Origin of the sequence: Croceibacterium mercuriale, assembly GCF_000802385.1 — a bacterium.
GTDB classification, from domain to species: domain Bacteria; phylum Pseudomonadota; class Alphaproteobacteria; order Sphingomonadales; family Sphingomonadaceae; genus Croceibacterium; species Croceibacterium mercuriale.
Map to the genome: position 1 here is coordinate 267,717 of NZ_JTDN01000001.1, position 17,594 is coordinate 285,310.

Below are 17,594 nucleotides of genomic sequence, written 5' to 3' on the forward strand. Positions count from 1 at the left end.
CTCAAACAACATTGTCGATCATTGCTGCGAGGCCTGGAACAGGCTCAACCCTGGCGCATCATGACCATCGGCCGCGGCCAATGGACGCGTGAGTTCTGATCAATGCAGGTTGGTATCAGATCACCTGGTGCGGGAACGCGGTCAGCACCTTCTTTCGAAGAGCAGCATTTTCCAACTCTAAGACTGAAACTCTTCTAAGAAGCTCTTCATAGTGAACCTTGAAGGTATTCAGTTGCTGAAAGGCCAATGTCTCAGAAGGTCGCAGCTGAGAAGCGGAAGGGCGAGTGCCTGCCGGCTTACGTACTACAGCTGATTTTACTCGCATTCTTTTGACCCAAGCTTTAACTACGACCTGAAGCTCCTTATGTCCGGGGTTCTTAAGTGTCGACCGCCCGATCCCAGCTCTTGAAGCAAGCTCAACCATGGTCACTTGCCCCTTGTTTCTTGGATAATAGCCCTTTCTAAGGATTTCTTTTTCTATAAGGCGCATGGCCTTTGTCACCTTTGTAACCGTGGCTAGTTGCTCCTGTTGCTTCACTGCCCGAAGTTTGTCAGAGATCATCGTAGGTCCTCCAACAGGCGATCTGCTTCTTCTTTCCCGGAAGTCCAAAGTCTTGCTATAAGGTGGTCAGGTATGTCAATCAAAGCCGCTTGTACTTGAGCGTTGCCTAACAACTCTAGCCGCAAATCCTCAAAGGGGTACAGCTGAGTCAATAGTTGTGCCTGCCACCATCGCCGCAGCAATGGGCCGGACGCTTTCATCTCATCAAGGATTTGAAATACGGCCCGTGTTCGATCGTGTCTGGCTGCAGCAAGTTCTAACCGGTGTAGACAGGAAACGCTACAGTTTCCGATGTCAGGTATTCCGATCGAGCGATTACACTCACCCCTCTGATTAGTCGTCTTGGTACACAAGACACCTTTACGAACAAGAGTCACTCGACCGTCTTGAGAAAGAAGCTTTGCCGCCTCTAACAACGAGCTGTTACCGAGCTCATCGTTAGCAGAACGGACCTTCAGCCGAGCAGCTAAGTGCGACACCTTATCTCGAGCTGCTCCACCATTACCATCGCTGTTATCGAAAGCGCTCTGGGCGATTGCTATCGCCGCTTCCTTGGTGATCTGTTGCATTTCTTCCTGCAGCAATGGATCAGCTAGTATATAATTCATTGTCATCTCAGGATCACGATGCCCTAAGATGTCAAAAAGGATCTGGTTAGCGCCGACCAAGGAAAGTGCAGCAAGGCGAGCAACTGTCTTGCGCAATCGGTGACTGTGAACATTGCCACTGCATAAAGATGTGAGTGGCCCGCGACCAGGTATCACGATAGCATCGGTGAAAGCTGTGGGCTTGAGAAGTAACTTCTCTGTTGCATAAAGCCGAGATCTTTCTTGCCTAAAAGAGACAAACAGATGATCACCCGCAGGATCTAGTAGGCTCGCGATAACCTGCTGCTGTCGTATTGCTGCCACAGCAACGCGAGGGATGGGCCAATCCCTCTCTTCGAAAGTTTCGGACAATTTGAATGTATAGCCACGAACCAAACTAAGATCATCTAAAGTTCGCAAACATTCTCGCGGAAGTGATGCTAGTTCCCCGTTTCTCGGAGCCATGCACAAACCTAGAATTATGGCGTGTGAAGCTTGGATTTTAGCTGCAAGTTGTCTCAAGCTATCAGGGTCAAGATCAGACCAACGGTTTACTTCAATTATCTGGTATCTACCGTCCTTGTGCATCTTCAGCTTTATCGAGTACTTGAAAGACTGGTCAGTTGGAAGGGACGAGGTGACAAAGCTTTTGACATAGACGTCTCGCTGTACCTTTGCCTTCAATGGATTCGAGGTGGTAATCCTCTGCTCGCGGAGCTTTCGCAATCCGGCCCAGCAACGTAAAACATCAGGCCCCAAGACTTCCGCAAACCACAAAGCTGAATCGGCCAGGAGATAAGTGAAGTCATCGGAAAATGGCGCCCAAGTCCGACTGTCGGGGTTCTTGCCACTTTCGGGTGGAACCTTCGTAACATGCCAATCATCGAAACTGGAAGTCTGTGCCAAGGCGTTGAGACGAGGCGCTACACGCGCCAGGTCACTAGAATGCTCGTCTAAGACTTTACTCTTGAATTGGGAACCTAAGAGTGCTGCAAAGATGGGATCCCCATCTTCGCAGGTAGATTGAGCGGAGCCAAGGCCGGTAATCGAAAGCGCCGTCTTTGCGACGGCTAGCAAACCTCTAACATGCTGAGCCCATGATCCAGGCTGTGGCGGAGATTTAACCCGTTCTCTTAGCCTCAGGGTACGTGTGAACAGTAGAAAAGCCATTCGCTTCAATCGACGTAGCGCAAACTCCGCCCGTGGCTCGCTTCGCTGCCACGTTGTCGGAAGACTTCTCGTGAAGTCAATCGTGCGCATACCGAGCCGGCGTTGTGGACCCCACGCTACCCAGGCGAGCGGCAGGACCCATATATCCGACGACATGGTATATTGAGGAAGCACCTCGACATCAGAGATAGACTCCCATGGAACTGTCCAGGTCTCAGATAGGACGTCAACTGAGTAAGAGGCGACAAAGTCCCTATGGCCAGGTGTTTGGATGATCTCGTTAATCAAGGTGCGCCCTTAAATTGCGGGTGATTGATTAAAAAGAAAGATCTCGCCTGCGCGAAGCTTTTGCAAATGTTCGTTTGTCAGGTTGTCGATCTCATTTTGAAGAAGGGGAAAAACCTGCTCAAGAAGAATCTCTATTGCCGAAAGCTCCACCGCGAACGTAGAGTTCGCGAAACTGTCGGCGGGGCTCGTTGATCTAATGTGGAGCAGCTCAGCCTTACGCATCGCGATCTCCGGGAAGCTATCGTCGAAAACGACGCCATGCCGGCACAACGTGCATCTCTGAACAGTACAGTAGCCGCCGCGGGAGTTCGAGAACATGTCAGGTGGGTCGTATGGATCCAGGCATCCCATGTTCATTCTGGTGCGCAGCCGGTAGTCAGCAAGTCGTTGACGTTGTTCGTTCGAAATCTGACCGCTGCTAACCCTTAAAAACAAAACCGTTGAATCTACTGCATTAAAGTCTCTTACTTCAGCGAAAAATGACTCTTGAAAAATTGTGAACTGAGAGAAGCGATCCTTGAGTTGCCTGCGCTGCCTTAAATAATGGCGGGTGACCTTTATGCTGCCGTGACCAAGCGCATGTTTTAGGAGTAGAATGTTAGACAAGCTATTATCGTAAATGAACGCAGCAAAACCATCTCGCACGTCGGTTAACTTCAGATCTTCAAGGCTAGTTGCAATAGTCTCTCGTTTGTGCTTTGTTATAATTGGGCTAATATGCTCAATAGCCTGTTCACAGACAGATTTGAAGGAATTGTACATAGTCCTACTTGACAGCATCGACACTCTGCTAAGGTCGCCGCGGGGAGATCCACCGCCGCGCTTAACGTAGAGCCAAGGTGATCTAATCATTATCTTCAGTTCTGATTTTCTTTGGCGCTGAGGCAGAGTTGGACTGCCGATCGACTCGAGGGCTTCAAGCTCCTCACGAAGAGAGCGCCTAAGCGGCTCAGTTCGGCGAATCATATATTTGATAACTTGGAACGGGTGCGCCCAAGGATTTTTCAAGCAGAACGATATCTGCTCCTTCGCCGATCGCCCTTTGAAGCCATAAATCGCAACAGTAGTGCTCTTAGTGCTCGGTTCATTGGAATCACTTAGGCGATCACTGTACCAGTTATCAGGAGAGGTGATATCGATGTTGAAGATAGTCTCAGGGTTCCACCCTGTGTGGAGTAGTACTAGAATAAACGCGGCCGCAGCATCTTCAGATGCTGGTGCATACCAACGTACAGCATCAAAGGGTCGTCTATCATCTTCTCGAATGTAGAGTGGGCCTTGTGTGATAACCTGGTTGAAAAAGTTGGCGCCAGCGTACGGTCGAAGGTTGAGGCTGCTGTCGACTAGTCCATCAACTAGGAAGGCGTTAACCAGAAAGGCTACATCGCTGCAGGATTTACATGCTCTTGCGGAAGTAATCGTGGTTTTTGCTGAGTGAGCCTGTTCTAAAAGAGCTCGACCCTCCGATTCAGCTGAACGAAATCCTCGATGTAATTGCTTTGCATAGCGATACAACTGAGCGAGTGCTTCAGGTTCGACATCAACGTGCTTAGTGCCGCGATCTTGCTGAATAGTAGGCCAGAGCAATACGTCCTGCGAGATGCCTGCCATCTGGCGGCTCAAAGACAACAATAGGTGAAGTGCCGCGAGGTTTGCACGCGCGGTGGTCAATGCCAGCTCCTTTTTGCGGAGCAACCAAGTTTTCAGTAAGGATCCCATAGCATCGGAGATAAGGGATAGGTCATCAATATCCGTTCCGACTGCTTCCGCTAAGCTGTCGAGAAACTGCCAAAGTGTCCTGAGATTGGAAGCGGTATCGTACTTGAAATGTATCGCTCGACCTCGCGAGCGTATCCTTATCGCCGGAGCAATCTGTCTGATAAGGTTGAAGCGTGAACGGACGGCGGTACTTGGGTCGCCGCTGCTAAATTCATTTAGGTCCATGGTATAAGGCGGTGTTCCGTTGTCGGGTATCACCTCCCAGGCAAGAGTATCCTGAGTTGGGAACAACAAGACATTGGGTGAGGTGCCAGTAACAGCACTCCCCGGGGACGCGCTTTCAGGTGGTAAGCGCATCATGCCTCATCCAGATGACGCGAGTAGTTTACGCGAGCAGGAACGACCCACAGCTGGTCGATTACCCAATCTAAGTAGCGCTCAGTTGTTGTTTCTGATACGTGCCCCAGAACCGGCCTAATATGCGTCGTAATCACATCGTCAACTCGGGTTCTAAGATGTGATTGCGGGTAACCCTTTGACAGACCAAGGTTCTCTGCTTCTGCGGCGATGATATCCAGCAGGAGATAGCACGCGAAGCAATGCCGGCCGGAGTGCGGACTTCGTTTAGAGACAGGGTTATTGGAGTTGGTCTTCCAAGCGCGATAAATTGCTTGTGATGAAAGAGGCCTTCCTGTACTTTCATCTAAGAAGAACTGCGGTGGAGATGGCTGGCCGGGGTTTTTCTGTTCGAAATTCCTTAGGGCTTGCTTCCGACCAAGTTGTTTGTAGTTGTGCAACTCGACTAGGAAATCACGCCTTATCCGCAAAGCTCGTGGCTTCCCTGCCAAGGATGGATCGCCTACTGTACGATGGCCTTTTGTTCCGTAGCAAATTGCAATCCGGCCGAATCGATCAAGTTCGACGTATTCTGGATCAGGGATTTGTTCTGCTCTGATCAGAGAGGTTTCTTGCCTACGGGTTCCCGTCTCGAATATAAACTGGATTGCGAGCGCTCGTGTTCGGCCGTGGCGACACCGGACCTCTTCAATGAAGGACCTGATCTCTTCCCGAGTCGGCAATCTTAGTTGTGATGAATATAGTGGACGCTTTCCAACTCGCTTTTCGACAATGTCGAAGGCGAACCTTGTGGTGCTGGAGCGTCGCCGACTCGGTACGGTCGGAACGACAAAAGGCGGCCGATGGTCTCGGTCGCCTGCCCAGAGAAGGAATTGGCAGGCAACTCGCATTCTGCGGTTGATTGTTTCCGCTGCAAGCGGCTTACCCGTTTCGCTCCATTTACCAGCACCCATGTCAGCATCGTACGTGTCGATGAGGCCTTGGTAGTTCAGGGTTCGCCAGTTCAGGCGTCGCCGCTCAAGGTACGATGTGAAGTTCTTTAGATCATGGCTATACGCGAGAGTGGCATTCTCGCTCAGCCGTTCGCCGATCGTCAGCTCGTTGCGAAAACGGCCGGAGGAACTCCACAAACCAACAGCGCGCTCTCGAATGAAAGCATTCTGATGGTCCAGGTAGGTCCAATCTGCGGATACAAGAAATGGTACGCCATGATAGGCGTCTAGCTCCGCTTCAGCAAGCTGATCGTTATCTGGTCTAAGAAGGTAAGCCAAAGACCGCTTAGCTCGTCTTACAAATAATCGTCGAAGCAGCGTTGAAAAAGCATCTTACGTCGCTCTCTGCAGTACTCTGCATTACCGCCTCCATGACGTTTTGAAAAAAGCCTACTTGCCAGCAAGCTGGCGTCGAAGGTGAGGCCGGTATATATAACTTCGAAGGTTCACGCTAATATATAAAGGCGATGTAGTCGCTTGTAAATAGTATGGCTGTATTTCGATGGATGGGGGGAACGTCATCCGTAAACGGCCACTTCTCCCAAAATTGCCGGCTCGCACGCTCAAGGTGGGCTTGGCGACTTAACCCCAGGTGGGGCAGCGTCCGGCCAATCGGTCCGCGTCAAAGCTCACCTGCGAATAGCTTCGACGTGCACTTGGCATGCTTGCTGCGTGTAAGCCGTTTGGGTAAGCTATACCTATGCCACCAACCGCAAGGTACTGGCCGAAGCGGGCGAGTCGGTCGGCAGGTTCATGGACCAGGGCATCGCCGAACTGGGCGACCGGCTCGGGCCGATCTGCTGGCAGCTGGCCACCACCAAGACCTTCGATGCGGACGACATTGCCGCCTTCCTGACGCTGCTGCCGCGCGAACATGCCGGCCTGCCGCTGCGCCACGCAATCGAGGTGGGGCATGAAAGCTTCGCCTGTGCCGCGTTCGTCGACATCGCCCGCGCGGCTGACGTGGCGATCGTGTGGTCCGAGAACCCGGACCGGCCGCGCATCGCCGACCGGACTGCCGGCTTCACCTATCTGCGCTGTCAGGAGATGCGGCCGGACGAGCCGACCGGCTACCCGCCTGCGGAAATCGGGCGGCTTGCTGCCATGTGCCGGGCCTGGGCCAAGGGCGATGTTCCGCCGGGCTTGCCAATGGTGGGCGCAGCGGTCGATAAGCCGGCAACGGGAGGCGACGTGTTCGCCTTCCTGATCAACGGCGCGAAGGAACGTGCGCCCGCCGCGGCGATCGCCCTGGCGGAGCGACTGAAAGGGACACAATGAGATCTGCCGCACTCACCGGCGCAACCGCGCTGGCGCTGACCATGGCGGCCTCCGTCAATGCGCAGGACATCCGCCGGCCGGAAGGCCTGACGCTGGACATGCTGGCGACGCCGGCACCCCCGCCGGAGGAGGTGGCGGATGCCGCGCTGGAGGCAGCCCCGGTGTGGGACGGGCACAATGACGTGCCCTGGCAGCTGCGCGGCCGGTACAACAACGTCCTGCTGAACTTCGACTTCGGCAATACGCGGGCACAGGGGGCGGGGCCGCTGGAAACCGCCATGCACACCGACCTGCCCCGCCTGGCGGCCGGCAAGGTCGGGGCGCAGTTCTGGTCGGTCTATGTCAGCGCCGCCCTGCCGGAGCCGGAGGCGGTGGTCGCCACGCTGGAGCAGATCGACGTGACCCGGCGGCTGATCGCCCGCTATCCGGACGAGCTGGCCCTGGCGCTGACCTCCGCAGATGTGAGCCGGGCGATGCAGCAGGGCAAGATCGCCAGCCTGATGGGCATGGAAGGTGGCCACTCGATCGGCAGCAGCCTGGCGGTGATCCGCCAGATGTATGCGCTCGGCGCGCGCTACCTGACGCTGACCCACAACCGCAATACGCCCTGGGCGGACAGCGCCACGGCGGACCCCGAGCATGACGGGCTGACCGGGTTCGGCGAACTGGTGGTGCGCGAGATGCAGCGCATCGGCATGCTGGTGGACCTCAGCCATGTGAGCGAGGCGACCATGCTGGACACGCTGGATGTCATCAGGGCGCAGCAGGGCGCGCCGGTGATCTTCAGCCATTCGGGCGCCCGGGCCGTGGCAGACCACCCGCGCAACGTGCCGGACAGCGTGCTGCAGCGATTGCCGGAGAATGGCGGGATCGTGATGGTCGTGGCGCTGCCGGGCTTCATCAGCAACAATGTGCGTGAATGGAACACGCGGCAGACCGCGGAAGTGACCCGGCTGGAGGCGCTGTATCCCGATGCGGCGGACCAGGTGGATGCCGGCCTGACCGAATGGCTCAAGATCAACCCGCCGGCGCAGGCGACCATCGCCGACATGGCCGACCATGTGGATCATATCCGCAACGTTGCCGGCATCGACCATATCGGCATCGGTGGCGATTATGACGGCATGCCGAGCGGCCCGGTCGGCATGGAAGACGTCGCCGGCTATCCTGCCCTGTTCACCGAACTGGCGCGACGCGGGTACAGCCAGGAGGATCTGGAGAAGATCAGCAGCCGCAACATGATGCGCGTGCTGCAGCGGGCCGAGGCCTATGGCGCGGATCATGCAGGCGATCTGCCGCTGGAAACGCCGGTGGAGGATCCTGCCTAGGCGGTGGCGAGCAGCCGCACCGTCAAAGGATCGCGCTGCCCGTCACAAAAACCATCCAGCGCCTGTGCGAACAGGGCGGGATCCTCGGCAACCGCTTCGAACAGGGTCATGGAACTGCGGAACTTCAGCGCATCCACGGACCCCAGGATCGCGGTGGCGCTGCGGCGGCCTGCCCATGCGAGCATGGCGCCGGTGATCTCGCGCAGGCGTAGACCGAGCACGGAGTGCGCGAGATAGGCGCAGGCTTCTGCCCGGTCCGCTATCCCGTAGAACTGTGCGGTCGGGCTGCGGCCGAGGCCAGCAAGCTGGGGGAACACGAACCACATCCAGTGGCTCGTCTTGTCGCCGGCGCGCACCTCCGCCAGCGCCTGTACGTAGGTGCTGTCCTGCGCGCTGACGAAGCGCTGCAGGCCGGTGTCAGCCATGATTCTTCAGCGGATCATGGCCCCAGTTCATCAGCGAGTAGCGCCAGTTGGTACCGGCGATGTCGCCATCGGGCCGCTGGGCCAAGTGACGATGCACATAGCCGACGACCTTGCGCATGTGCGCATAATCGTCATCCGACAGGTCGGCCTTCTTCGTATGGCGCAGCTCTATGATCCGTCTGCCAGACTTGTGCCCGGTGCTTTCGCCATCACCGTGCGTATCGCCGACGGAAAGTGATTCATCCGTGTCGAGCCAGCGCTCCAGCTCGGCCGGCGTCATGTTCACGCACTTGCCAAATTCAGCGTAGGCCAAGTCCCGCTCATCCTGATCCATGTCGCGGCTCCGCTCAATTTTCCTGCAGGCGGCGGCTGGTGCCTTCGGAGCCGAAGCTGGCAGCGTCGCTGTCCATGCCGACCAGCCCATCCGTGTCATCGTTCTCCTGCGCGGCGGCCTCAGAATCGGCGACACGCTCGGACGCGGTGGCTTCGTGCGTGTCATCATTGGAGGTAGCAGCACCGAAGATCCACACGGCGCTCAGCAGGATGATCGCGGCCAGGGTGCCGAGGATCAGGACCCGGCGTACCGTGCCCGATGTGCTGCCCGCACGCGCTTCCGTCGTATCCAGATGCGCCCCGCCGTCTTGCGTATTGGGATCGCCCACCATTGCACCGCCTCCTTGCCCATGCCGCCCGTTCATGAACGGCACGCAAGCTACGGCTCAGCCGAGCGGATGGTTCCTGCCGGGTGGGTAAGCCCCGTGCGTCAGTCCCGCAGCAATTCGTTGATGCCGGTCTTGGCGCGGGTCTGCGCGTCCACTGTCTTGACGATGACGGCGCAGTACAGCGACGGGCCGGGTGTGCCATCGGGCAGCGGCTTGCCGGGCAGGCTGCCAGGCACCACCACCGCATAGGGCGGCACCGCGCCGCGATGGATTTCGCCCGTGGCACGATCGATGATCCTGGTGGAGGCGCCGAGATAGACGCCCATCGACAGCACCGCGCCTTCGCCGACGCGCACGCCCTCGGCCACTTCGGACCGGGCGCCGATGAACGCGCCATCGCCGATGATGACGGGTTCGGCCTGCAGCGGCTCCAGCACGCCGCCGATGCCTGCACCGCCGGAGATGTGCACGTTGCGGCCGATCTGCGCACAGGAGCCGACGGTCGCCCAGGTATCGACCATCGTGCCTTCGCCGACATAGGCGCCGATGTTCACGAAGGACGGCATGAGCACCACGCCCTTACCGATGAAGCTGCCACGGCGGGCGACGGCGCCCGGCACCACCCGGAAGCCGGCCTCGGCGAAGCGGGCATCGGTCCATCCGGCAAACTTGCTGGGCACCTTGTCATAGGCGGGCGCTCCGCCCGCACCGGCAGGGATGCCCTGATTCTCGTTGAGACGGAAGGACAGCAGCACTGCCTGCTTCAGCCACTGGTTGACCCGCCAGCCACCGGTACCGTCGGGCTCCGCCACGCGCGCCTCGCCACTGTCGAGCAGGGCCAGCGCGCGTTCCACGACATTGCGCACGTCGCCACTGGCGGGCGTGACACTGGCGCGATCGTCCCAGGCGGCGGCGATGGCGGTGGCAAGGTCGGCGGACATGGCAGGCTCCCGTTGGGTATTGCAGGCGCGGCTAACCGCTCCGCCCGGCAGGAGCAAGCATCAGCGCATCAGGCGGGCGGTGAAATCGCTCAGGCCGATCTGGCGCGTACGGCGCAGACGCTCCGCCTGTAGCACGGTGCGCACGGTGGCGAAGCAGCCGTCGATATCGTCATTGACCACAACGTAGTCGTAGGCGTCCCAATGGCTGATCTCCGCCCGGGCGCGCGCCATGCGGCCGTTGATGACCGCCTCGCCATCCGTGCCGCGGCCGCGCAGGCGCGTCTCCAGCGTGGCGATGTCGGGCGGCAGCAGGAACACGGAGACGACATCCGGCCCCATGCGGGTGCGCAGCTGCTGCGCGCCCTGCCAGTCAATGTCGAACAGGAAGTCCCGCCCTTGTGCCAGCCCTTCGGTGATGTGCGCGTGCGGGGTGGCGTAGCAGTTGCCGAACACCTCCGCCCATTCCAGGAAAGCGCCGGCGGCTTCCATCCGGGTAAAGCTGGCGCGATCGGTGAAATAGTAGTCGCGCCCGTCCACCTCGCCCGGGCGCATGGGCCGGGTGGTGACGGAGACGGACAGGTCCAGGCCGCCATCCACCTCCAGCAGCTTGCGGGCGATTGTCGTCTTGCCCGCGCCCGAGGGCGAGGACAGGATGAACATCAGCCCGCGCCGCGGCACCGTCAGCGGCGCAAAGTCGGCGGAAGCAGGCTGGGGCGGGGCGATGGGGGCCGGGTCCATGCGCGCACATGGCGCATGGAGGGGGGCGGGATCAAGGGCAGGCTGACACGCGCCGGCCGATCAGCCCCGTCCCGTGCTGTCGTCCGGTGCATTTTCCGCCTGTTCCAGCAGGTCGCGGGTACCTTCGGCACCCGCCTTGCGCGAGCCCATGGCGCGATCGACGATCGACTTGGCGACCAGGCCCGTACTCACGACCAGGAATCCCGGGATGGACTTCGTCGCCATGCTGCCGGCAGCGTAGGAGATCGCGCTCTGCATCAGGGTGCGTCCCTTTACGATGTCCTTCGCCCGGTCCGCATCGAAGCGCAGCCGCAACATTCCCTTCTGCATGGTCTGCCGGAACAGCAGCGTGGCACCTTGCAGGAAGATATCGGCGATCAGCAGGTTGGTCGCGGGGTTCGGGCTGGGGCCGGGCACCTTCCGCGCGCCGGCGGTGACCTTGTTGCCCGCGCGATGTGCCGTGTCGCTCACGCGATGCGCCACCCGGGTGACCTTGCGTGCGCTGCGCCGCCGCAGGCCGCGTTGCGTCGAAAACATGCTCATGTGCCCCGTTCACCCCTGCTGCCCGGCAGCGGTCGAACGCGCCGGAAACCTATTTCTTGCGACCGAAATCGACCGTGACGACGTTCGATCCGTCATCCTTGGCAGCAACGCCGGCATCATCGCCGCGTTCCGCATCGCCGGCCGTGCCATCATTGCCGGCGGCATCGTGCTGCGCCGGCTCCGCTTCGGCTGCCTGGAACTGCAGGCCGAAATCGACCGCCGGATCGACAAACGCGGTAATGGCGCTGAACGGGATCTGCAGCTTGGCCGGGATCCCGCTGAAGGTCAGCCCGATGGAGAAGCCGTCGGGGCCGACGTTCAGGTCCCAGAACTTGTTCTGCAGGACGATCGTCATCTCGTCGGGGAAACGTTCCGACAGATGCTTGGGGATCGACACGCCCGGCGCCGCCGTCTTGAACGTGATGTAGAAGTGGTGGTTGCCCGGCAGCGCGCCGCCGCCCCGCTCCACCGATCCGAGCACGCGGCCCACCACTGCACGCAGGGCTTCCTGCACGATCTCGTCATAGGGGATCAGGCTATCGGGTGTCGTGTCGCTCATGGCAGGGCGCTAGGTGGCGGCGCCGGTGCCCGGGGTCAAGCGCCAATGCTTGCGCCTGCGACAGGCCGGGCTATAGCCAGCCGCATGCGCACCGGCCGAATTGCCCGCAGGACCGCGGAAACCGATATCCTTGTCGAAGTCGATCTGGACGGTACCGGCCGGTTCGACATCCACACCGGCATCGGTTTCCTGGACCACATGATCGAACAGTTCAGCCGTCACTCGCTGATCGACGTGACGCTGAAGGTCGATGGCGACCTGCATGTGGACGAGCATCATACGGCGGAAGACAGCGGCATCGCGCTGGGCCAGGCGATCGGACAGGCGCTGGGCGACAAGGGTGGCATCGGCCGATATGGCACCGCCTACTCCCCGATGGACGAGACGCTGGTGCGGGTGGCGCTGGACATCTCCGGCCGCCCCTGGCTGGTGTGGCATGCGGGGTTCACGCAGGTGAAGCTGGGCACGCTGGATACCGAACTGATCGACCACTGGTTCCACTCGGTGGCGCAGGCGGCCGGCATCACCCTGCATGTCGAACTGCTGTACGGCACCAACAACCACCACATCTGCGAAGCCATCTTCAAGGGCTTCGCGCGCGCCATGCGCCAGGCGGTGGAGCTGGACCCGCGCAAGAACGGCGCCATCCCGTCCACCAAGGGGCAGCTGGGTGGCTGAGGCGATCGCCCTGATCGATTACGGCGCGGGCAACCTGCATTCGGTGCACAATGCGCTGAAGGCGGCCGGGGCGGAGCATGTCGCCGTGACCGCCGATCCCGCGCTGGTGCGCGGCGCGCGCCGGATCGTGCTGCCGGGCGTCGGCTCTTTCCGCGCCTGTGCCGAAGGATTGCGCGCCATTCCCGGCCTGGTGGAAGCGATGGAAAGCCGCGTGCTGGACGACGGCGTGCCGTTCCTGGGGATCTGCGTCGGCATGCAGCTGCTGGCGACCGAAGGCCACGAGCATGGCGTGACGCCGGGTCTCGGCTGGATCGATGGCGCGGTCCAGCGGATCGAGCGGAGCGATCCCGCCATCAAGGTGCCGCACATGGGCTGGAACGATGTGGAGCCGGCGGGCCACCATGACGGGGCGGAGCTGATCCGCGGCGGCGAGGCCTATTTCCTCCACTCCTACCACTTCCAGCCCGATGATGGCCGGCGCATCGCCGCGATGACCGACCATGGCGGCGGCCTGGTAGCCGCCGTGGGCAAGGACAATATCGTGGGCGTGCAGTTCCATCCGGAGAAAAGCCAGGCCTACGGCCTGCAGCTGCTGGCGCGCTTCCTCGACTGGAACCCGTGAGGCTGCCCGCCGTCTCCGGTGCAAAGGAGACCCGGATGGCCGAGGCCGACCCGCATATCGCTGATGTTCATACTGCCCGACGCGCCTTGAACGGGCGCAAGGCGATCATCACCGGCGGCACCACCGGGATCGGCCGGGCGGTCGCCGTGCTGCTGGCCAGTGAAGGCGCCACGGTGTTCACCTGCGGGCGCAATGAAGCCGACCTCGCCGAGACGCTGGAGCAGCTCAACACCGTCGGCAGCGGTCATGGCATGACCTGCGATCTGGCAAGATCAGGCGAGCTAGACCGGTTCTTCGCCGAAGGTACAGCGCAGCTGGGCAGCTATGACATCGCCATCCTCAACGCGGCGGTGCCGGCGGTCGGGCTGACCGCCATGAGCGAGCAGGAAGTGCGCGACGCGATCGAGATCAACTTTACCGGGTACCTGCTGGGTGCGCACAAGGCCGTCCGGCAGATGCAGGCGGCGGGCGGCGACATCATCTTCACCGGATCCTATGCCACCCGCAAGCTGGGGCCATCCTCCACCGTCTATGCCGGGATCAAGGCGGGCATCCACGGTTTTGCCGAGGCGTTGCGGCGGGAGGTCGGCCCGCAGGGGATCAAGGTCGGGCTGGTGATCCCCGGGCTGACCGCCAGCGCCATGACGACGGACAGCATGAGCGACGAGGACCAGCAGCGGCGCATCGGCGAGGACAACATGCTGCTGGCCGAGGACATCGCGGCGGGCGTGCACTTCATGCTGACCCAGCCAAGCCGGACCGTGGTGCAGGAACTGATCCTGGTGCCGCGCAATAACGAGGAATGAGCTTCTCCTTCGACAGCCTGGTCCTGACACCCGACCAGATCGACCTGGCCCGGTCGCCGCTCGCCGGCATCGGGGTGGAAACCTATGTGCTGGGGGCGTTCAATCCCGGCATGACGCGGCTGCCCGACGGCAATCTGCTGCTGATGGTGCGCGTGGCGGAGGCGCTGCGCGAGCCGATCTTCGACGGGCATGTCCATGCGATCCGCTGGCAGGACGGGGCCTATGTGCTGGACGCCTGGCCGCTGGGCCAGGCGGATACGGCCGATCCTCGCAAGTTCCTGCTGCGCGAACATGGCTGGAAGGTAATGGCGCTGACGTCGCTCAGCTGGCTGCTGCCGGTGGAGCTGTCGGCGGACGGGACGCAGGTCGTGGCGCTCCATTATGACAAGGTCATCGCCCCGGCCGGCAACTGGCAGTGCTATGGCGTGGAGGATGCGCGGATCAGCCGGGTAGGGGACAAATGGTGGATGACCACCTGCTCGGTCAGCCCCGAACGGCATTCCACCACGCTGTACTCCTCCGACAATGCGCTGGACTGGACGTTCGAGGGGATCGTGCTGGATCACCAGAACAAGGACATGCTGATCTTCGAAGGGCTGATCGGCGGCAAGTTCTGGGCACAGACCCGGCCGCTGGGCGACCTGTACTTCGCCTATCCGCCGGGCAGCCCCTACCATGCCGGCCCGTCCATCAATCATTCGACCAGCCCCGACGCGCGGCACTGGCAGCCCCATCTGCAGCCGGGCATCCGCCCGCATGCCGGCACCGTCAGCACCGCCCGCATCGGCGGCGGCACTCCGCCGGTCTTGACCGAAGTTGCAGGGCAGCGCGGCTGGCTGACGCTGTGGCACGGGGTGGAGCCGTCCGGCATCGTCGGCAAGTACCGCACCTACTGGTCGCTGCTGGATCCGGATGAACCATGGAATGTGCTGGCCACCAGTCATCCGCCGCTGCTGGAGGCGAACCCGGCGCTGACCGAGCCGTTGCGCGAGCAGATGTATGTGCAGGACGTGGTGTTCACGACCGGCATCGTGGAGGAGCCGGACCGTTTCATCGTGGCGAGTGGCGAGGCGGATCTGGCCTGCCGCATCACGCATGTGCCACGCGATGCCTTCGTGGCTTCCTGAACCGGGCAGGGGATGTTAACCGCGACGCCATGATCGTGTTTCCCGCAATCGACCTCAAGTCCAGTCAGGTCGTCCGCCTGGCCGAAGGCGACATGGACCGTGCCACCATCTATGGCGACGATCCGGCCGCGCAGGCGCGCCTGTTCGCCGATGCCGGTGCCACCCACCTGCATGTGGTAGACCTGGATGGCAGCTTCGCCGGCCGGGCGGAGAACCGCACGGCCGTGGAGGGAATCCTGCGTGCCTTTCCCGGGCAGGTCCAGCTGGGCGGCGGCATCCGCGATGCGGCCGCGGTCGAGGGTTGGCTGGCGCTGGGCGTCGCCCGCGTGGTGATGGGCACCGCGGCGCTGAAGGATCCGGAGTTCGTCAGGCAGATGGCGGCGGCGCATGCCGGCCGCATCGTGGTGGCGGTCGATGCCCGTGACGGGATGGTGGCGACCGAAGGCTGGGCGGCGGTCAGCGACGTGCCCGCCACCGACCTCGCTCGCCGGTTCGAGGATGCCGGCGTCGCCGCGCTGCTGTTCACCGATATCGGCCGTGACGGCCTGCTGAAGGGCTGCAATGTCGAGGCGACCGTGGCATTGGCGCGGGCCGTGTCGATCCCGGTGATCGCCAGCGGCGGCGTTGCCGACATCGGCGACATCCACGCGCTGGCCGCGCATGTGGCAGACGGGATCGAGGGCGTCATCACCGGGCGGGCATTGTATGATGGCCGGCTGGACTTGGCAGAGGCGCTGAAGGTGGCAGAACCGGCATGACCGTCCGTATCCGCGTGATCCCCTGCCTGGACGTGGCCGATGGCCGCGTGGTGAAGGGCGTCAACTTCGTCGACCTGCAGGATGCCGGCGATCCGGTGGAGCAGGCGCGTGCCTATGATGCGGCGGGCGCGGACGAGCTGTGCTTCCTGGACATTTCCGCCACGCATGAAGGGCGCGGCACGCTGCTCGACATCGTCAGCCGCACGGCCGCTGTGTGCTTCATGCCGCTGACCGTGGGCGGCGGCGTCCGTTCGGCGGAGGATGCCCGCGCACTGCTGTTGGCAGGGGCAGACAAGGTGGCGGTGAACTCCGCCGCAGTGGAGCGGCCCGAGCTGGTGGCCGACATTGCGCAGCGGTTCGGCAGCCAGTGCGTGGTCGCATCGGTCGATGCACGGCGGAGCGGCGATGGCCGGTGGGAGATCTTTACCCATGGCGGCCGGCGCGCGACCGGCATCGACGCGGTCGACCATGCCATGCGCCTGGCGGAGCTGGGCGCTGGCGAGTTGCTGGTGACCAGCATGGACGGCGACGGCACCAAGGGCGGCTACGACCTCGAACTGACCCGCGCGATTGCCGACCGGGTGAGCGTGCCGGTGGTTGCCAGCGGCGGCGTGGGCACGCTGGAGCATCTGGTCGAAGGCGTCACCAGGGGCGGCGCCAGCGCGGTGCTGGCCGCCTCCATCTTCCATTTCGGCACGCACAGCGTGTCGGAGGCGCATGCCGCCCTGCGTGCAGCCGGCCTGCCGGCGCGCAGCTGATGGGGACGGATACGCTCGCCCGGCTCGAAGCCACCATCGCCGCACGTCGCGGGGCTGCGCCTGACTCGTCGTACGTGGCGAAGCTGCTCGCCGGCGGTGCGCCGCTGGCCGCGCGCAAGCTGGGCGAGGAAGCGGTCGAGGTGGTGATTGCCGCCCTGGCAGAACCGGACAAGCTGGTGGGCGAAAGCGCCGACCTGCTGTTTCACCTGATGGTGCTGCTGGCCGAACGCGGCGTACCGTTCGACGACGTGCTGGCGGAGCTGAACCGGCGCGAGGGCGTGTCCGGCCTTGTCGAGAAAGCCGCAAGGGGAGCCTGATGCCGATCGACCCGACCCTGCCGTACGATGACCAGAACATCTTCGCCAGGATCCTGCGCGGGGAGATCCCGTGCAACAAGGTGTACGAGGATGATCACGCGCTGGCGTTCCATGACATCGCCCCGCAGACGCCGGTGCATGTGCTGGTGGTGCCCAAGGGCGGTTACGTCAGCTGGGACGACTTCTCCGCCCATGCGCCGGCCGAGCTGATCGCCGGCTTCGTACGCGCGGTGGGCACGGTGGCGCGGCAGCTGGACCTGGTGGAGCCGGGCTATCGCCTGCTGGCCAATATCGGCGGCGATGGCGGGCAGGAAGTGGCCCATCTGCATGTCCACCTGTTCGGCGGCATGCCGCTCGGCCGCATGATTGCCGCCTGAGC

General features: G+C 61.7%; 20 protein-coding genes and 1 pseudogene. 10 read left to right on the plus strand and 11 right to left on the minus strand.

Annotated features, from left to right (window positions below; genetic code table 11):
• Nucleotides 1–115: 115 nt before the first annotated feature.
• The 4 genes from PK98_RS16605 to PK98_RS16620 all read right to left on the minus strand — a co-directional run bounded on the left by PK98_RS16605 (nucleotide 116) and on the right by PK98_RS16620 (nucleotide 5,954).
• On the minus strand, nucleotides 116–562 hold the full coding sequence (locus tag PK98_RS16605) for a hypothetical protein (RefSeq protein ID WP_152608499.1): 447 nt from the start codon (nucleotides 560–562) through the stop codon (nucleotides 116–118).
• Complete coding sequence (locus PK98_RS16610) at nucleotides 559–2,055, minus strand: site-specific integrase (RefSeq protein ID WP_161792385.1); 1,497 nt, start codon at nucleotides 2,053–2,055, stop codon at nucleotides 559–561. Before PK98_RS16610 ends, PK98_RS16605 begins: the two co-directional genes overlap by 4 nt.
• A 561-nt stretch (nucleotides 2,056–2,616) precedes the next feature.
• Nucleotides 2,617–4,686, minus strand: coding sequence for a hypothetical protein (locus PK98_RS16615; RefSeq protein ID WP_152608501.1), 2,070 nt, complete (start codon nucleotides 4,684–4,686; stop codon nucleotides 2,617–2,619).
• Entirely contained in the window at nucleotides 4,683–5,954 is a 1,272-nt protein-coding gene (locus tag PK98_RS16620; protein ID WP_152608502.1) for a tyrosine-type recombinase/integrase, read from the minus strand. The genes PK98_RS16615 and PK98_RS16620 overlap by 4 nt, the downstream gene beginning before the upstream one ends.
• A gap of 432 nt (nucleotides 5,955–6,386) precedes the next feature.
• On the opposite strand from PK98_RS16620, the pseudogene PK98_RS01270 reads away from it, so the two are divergent.
• Both PK98_RS01270 and PK98_RS01275 read left to right on the plus strand, forming a co-directional pair.
• Nucleotides 6,387–6,953, plus strand: a pseudogene (locus PK98_RS01270) (DUF72 domain-containing protein); the annotation flags it as partial.
• Complete coding sequence (locus tag PK98_RS01275; protein WP_039093684.1) at nucleotides 6,950–8,281, plus strand: dipeptidase; 1,332 nt, start codon at nucleotides 6,950–6,952, stop codon at nucleotides 8,279–8,281. The pseudogene PK98_RS01270 and the gene PK98_RS01275, both read left to right, overlap by 4 nt.
• Here the strand turns inward: PK98_RS01275 and PK98_RS01280 are convergent.
• The 7 genes from PK98_RS01280 to PK98_RS01310 all read right to left on the minus strand — a co-directional run bounded on the left by PK98_RS01280 (nucleotide 8,278) and on the right by PK98_RS01310 (nucleotide 12,149).
• Nucleotides 8,278–8,706 (minus strand): DUF1810 domain-containing protein, encoded by a 429-nt coding sequence (locus PK98_RS01280; RefSeq protein ID WP_039093686.1) that lies wholly within the window; start codon nucleotides 8,704–8,706, stop codon nucleotides 8,278–8,280. The two genes, PK98_RS01275 and PK98_RS01280, sit on opposite strands and share 4 nt — an antisense overlap.
• Nucleotides 8,699–9,040 (minus strand): DUF3140 domain-containing protein, encoded by a 342-nt coding sequence (locus tag PK98_RS01285; RefSeq protein ID WP_039093688.1) that lies wholly within the window; start codon nucleotides 9,038–9,040, stop codon nucleotides 8,699–8,701. Before PK98_RS01285 ends, PK98_RS01280 begins: the two co-directional genes overlap by 8 nt.
• A 13-nt stretch (nucleotides 9,041–9,053) precedes the next feature.
• On the minus strand, nucleotides 9,054–9,371 hold the full coding sequence (locus tag PK98_RS17145; RefSeq protein WP_039093690.1) for a hypothetical protein: 318 nt from the start codon (nucleotides 9,369–9,371) through the stop codon (nucleotides 9,054–9,056).
• A 98-nt stretch (nucleotides 9,372–9,469) separates the two neighbouring features.
• The gene (gene dapD, locus PK98_RS01295) at nucleotides 9,470–10,309 is read right to left on the minus strand and encodes a 2,3,4,5-tetrahydropyridine-2,6-dicarboxylate N-succinyltransferase (RefSeq protein ID WP_039093692.1); all 840 of its coding nucleotides are present in this window, start codon (nucleotides 10,307–10,309) and stop codon (nucleotides 9,470–9,472) included.
• Nucleotides 10,310–10,369: 60 nt separating this feature from the next.
• Nucleotides 10,370–11,047, minus strand: coding sequence for a guanylate kinase (gene gmk / locus PK98_RS01300; protein ID WP_052207851.1), 678 nt, complete (start codon nucleotides 11,045–11,047; stop codon nucleotides 10,370–10,372).
• Between the two features lie 60 nt (nucleotides 11,048–11,107).
• The gene (locus PK98_RS01305; RefSeq protein WP_052207853.1) at nucleotides 11,108–11,590 is read right to left on the minus strand and encodes a hypothetical protein; all 483 of its coding nucleotides are present in this window, start codon (nucleotides 11,588–11,590) and stop codon (nucleotides 11,108–11,110) included.
• A gap of 49 nt (nucleotides 11,591–11,639) precedes the next feature.
• Nucleotides 11,640–12,149 (minus strand): SspB family protein, encoded by a 510-nt coding sequence (locus PK98_RS01310; protein ID WP_039093694.1) that lies wholly within the window; start codon nucleotides 12,147–12,149, stop codon nucleotides 11,640–11,642.
• Nucleotides 12,150–12,233: 84 nt separating this feature from the next.
• Between PK98_RS01310 and hisB the strand changes: the two genes are divergently transcribed.
• From hisB to PK98_RS01350, 8 genes are read left to right on the plus strand one after another with little or no spacing between them, the layout of a single operon-like run.
• The gene (hisB, locus tag PK98_RS01315) at nucleotides 12,234–12,827 is read left to right on the plus strand and encodes an imidazoleglycerol-phosphate dehydratase HisB (protein ID WP_039093696.1); all 594 of its coding nucleotides are present in this window, start codon (nucleotides 12,234–12,236) and stop codon (nucleotides 12,825–12,827) included.
• Entirely contained in the window at nucleotides 12,820–13,449 is a 630-nt protein-coding gene (gene hisH / locus PK98_RS01320) for an imidazole glycerol phosphate synthase subunit HisH (protein ID WP_039093698.1), read from the plus strand. The genes hisB and hisH overlap by 8 nt, the downstream gene beginning before the upstream one ends.
• Before the next feature lie 35 nt (nucleotides 13,450–13,484).
• Nucleotides 13,485–14,255 (plus strand): SDR family oxidoreductase, encoded by a 771-nt coding sequence (locus tag PK98_RS01325; RefSeq protein ID WP_039093700.1) that lies wholly within the window; start codon nucleotides 13,485–13,487, stop codon nucleotides 14,253–14,255.
• Nucleotides 14,252–15,382 carry a glycoside hydrolase family 130 protein gene (locus PK98_RS01330; protein WP_039093702.1) on the plus strand — a complete coding sequence of 377 codons (1,131 nt, stop codon included), beginning with the start codon at nucleotides 14,252–14,254 and terminating at the stop codon, nucleotides 15,380–15,382. The genes PK98_RS01325 and PK98_RS01330 overlap by 4 nt, the downstream gene beginning before the upstream one ends.
• 29 nt (nucleotides 15,383–15,411) lie before the next feature.
• Complete coding sequence (hisA, locus tag PK98_RS01335) at nucleotides 15,412–16,140, plus strand: 1-(5-phosphoribosyl)-5-[(5-phosphoribosylamino)methylideneamino]imidazole-4-carboxamide isomerase (RefSeq protein WP_039093704.1); 729 nt, start codon at nucleotides 15,412–15,414, stop codon at nucleotides 16,138–16,140.
• Nucleotides 16,137–16,898 (plus strand): imidazole glycerol phosphate synthase subunit HisF, encoded by a 762-nt coding sequence (gene hisF / locus PK98_RS01340; RefSeq protein ID WP_039093706.1) that lies wholly within the window; start codon nucleotides 16,137–16,139, stop codon nucleotides 16,896–16,898. Before hisA ends, hisF begins: the two co-directional genes overlap by 4 nt.
• On the plus strand, nucleotides 16,898–17,215 hold the full coding sequence (locus tag PK98_RS01345) for a phosphoribosyl-ATP diphosphatase (protein ID WP_039093708.1): 318 nt from the start codon (nucleotides 16,898–16,900) through the stop codon (nucleotides 17,213–17,215). The genes hisF and PK98_RS01345 overlap by 1 nt, the downstream gene beginning before the upstream one ends.
• Nucleotides 17,215–17,592, plus strand: coding sequence for a histidine triad nucleotide-binding protein (locus tag PK98_RS01350; protein WP_039093710.1), 378 nt, complete (start codon nucleotides 17,215–17,217; stop codon nucleotides 17,590–17,592). Before PK98_RS01345 ends, PK98_RS01350 begins: the two co-directional genes overlap by 1 nt.
• Nucleotides 17,593–17,594: the final 2 nt, after the last annotated feature.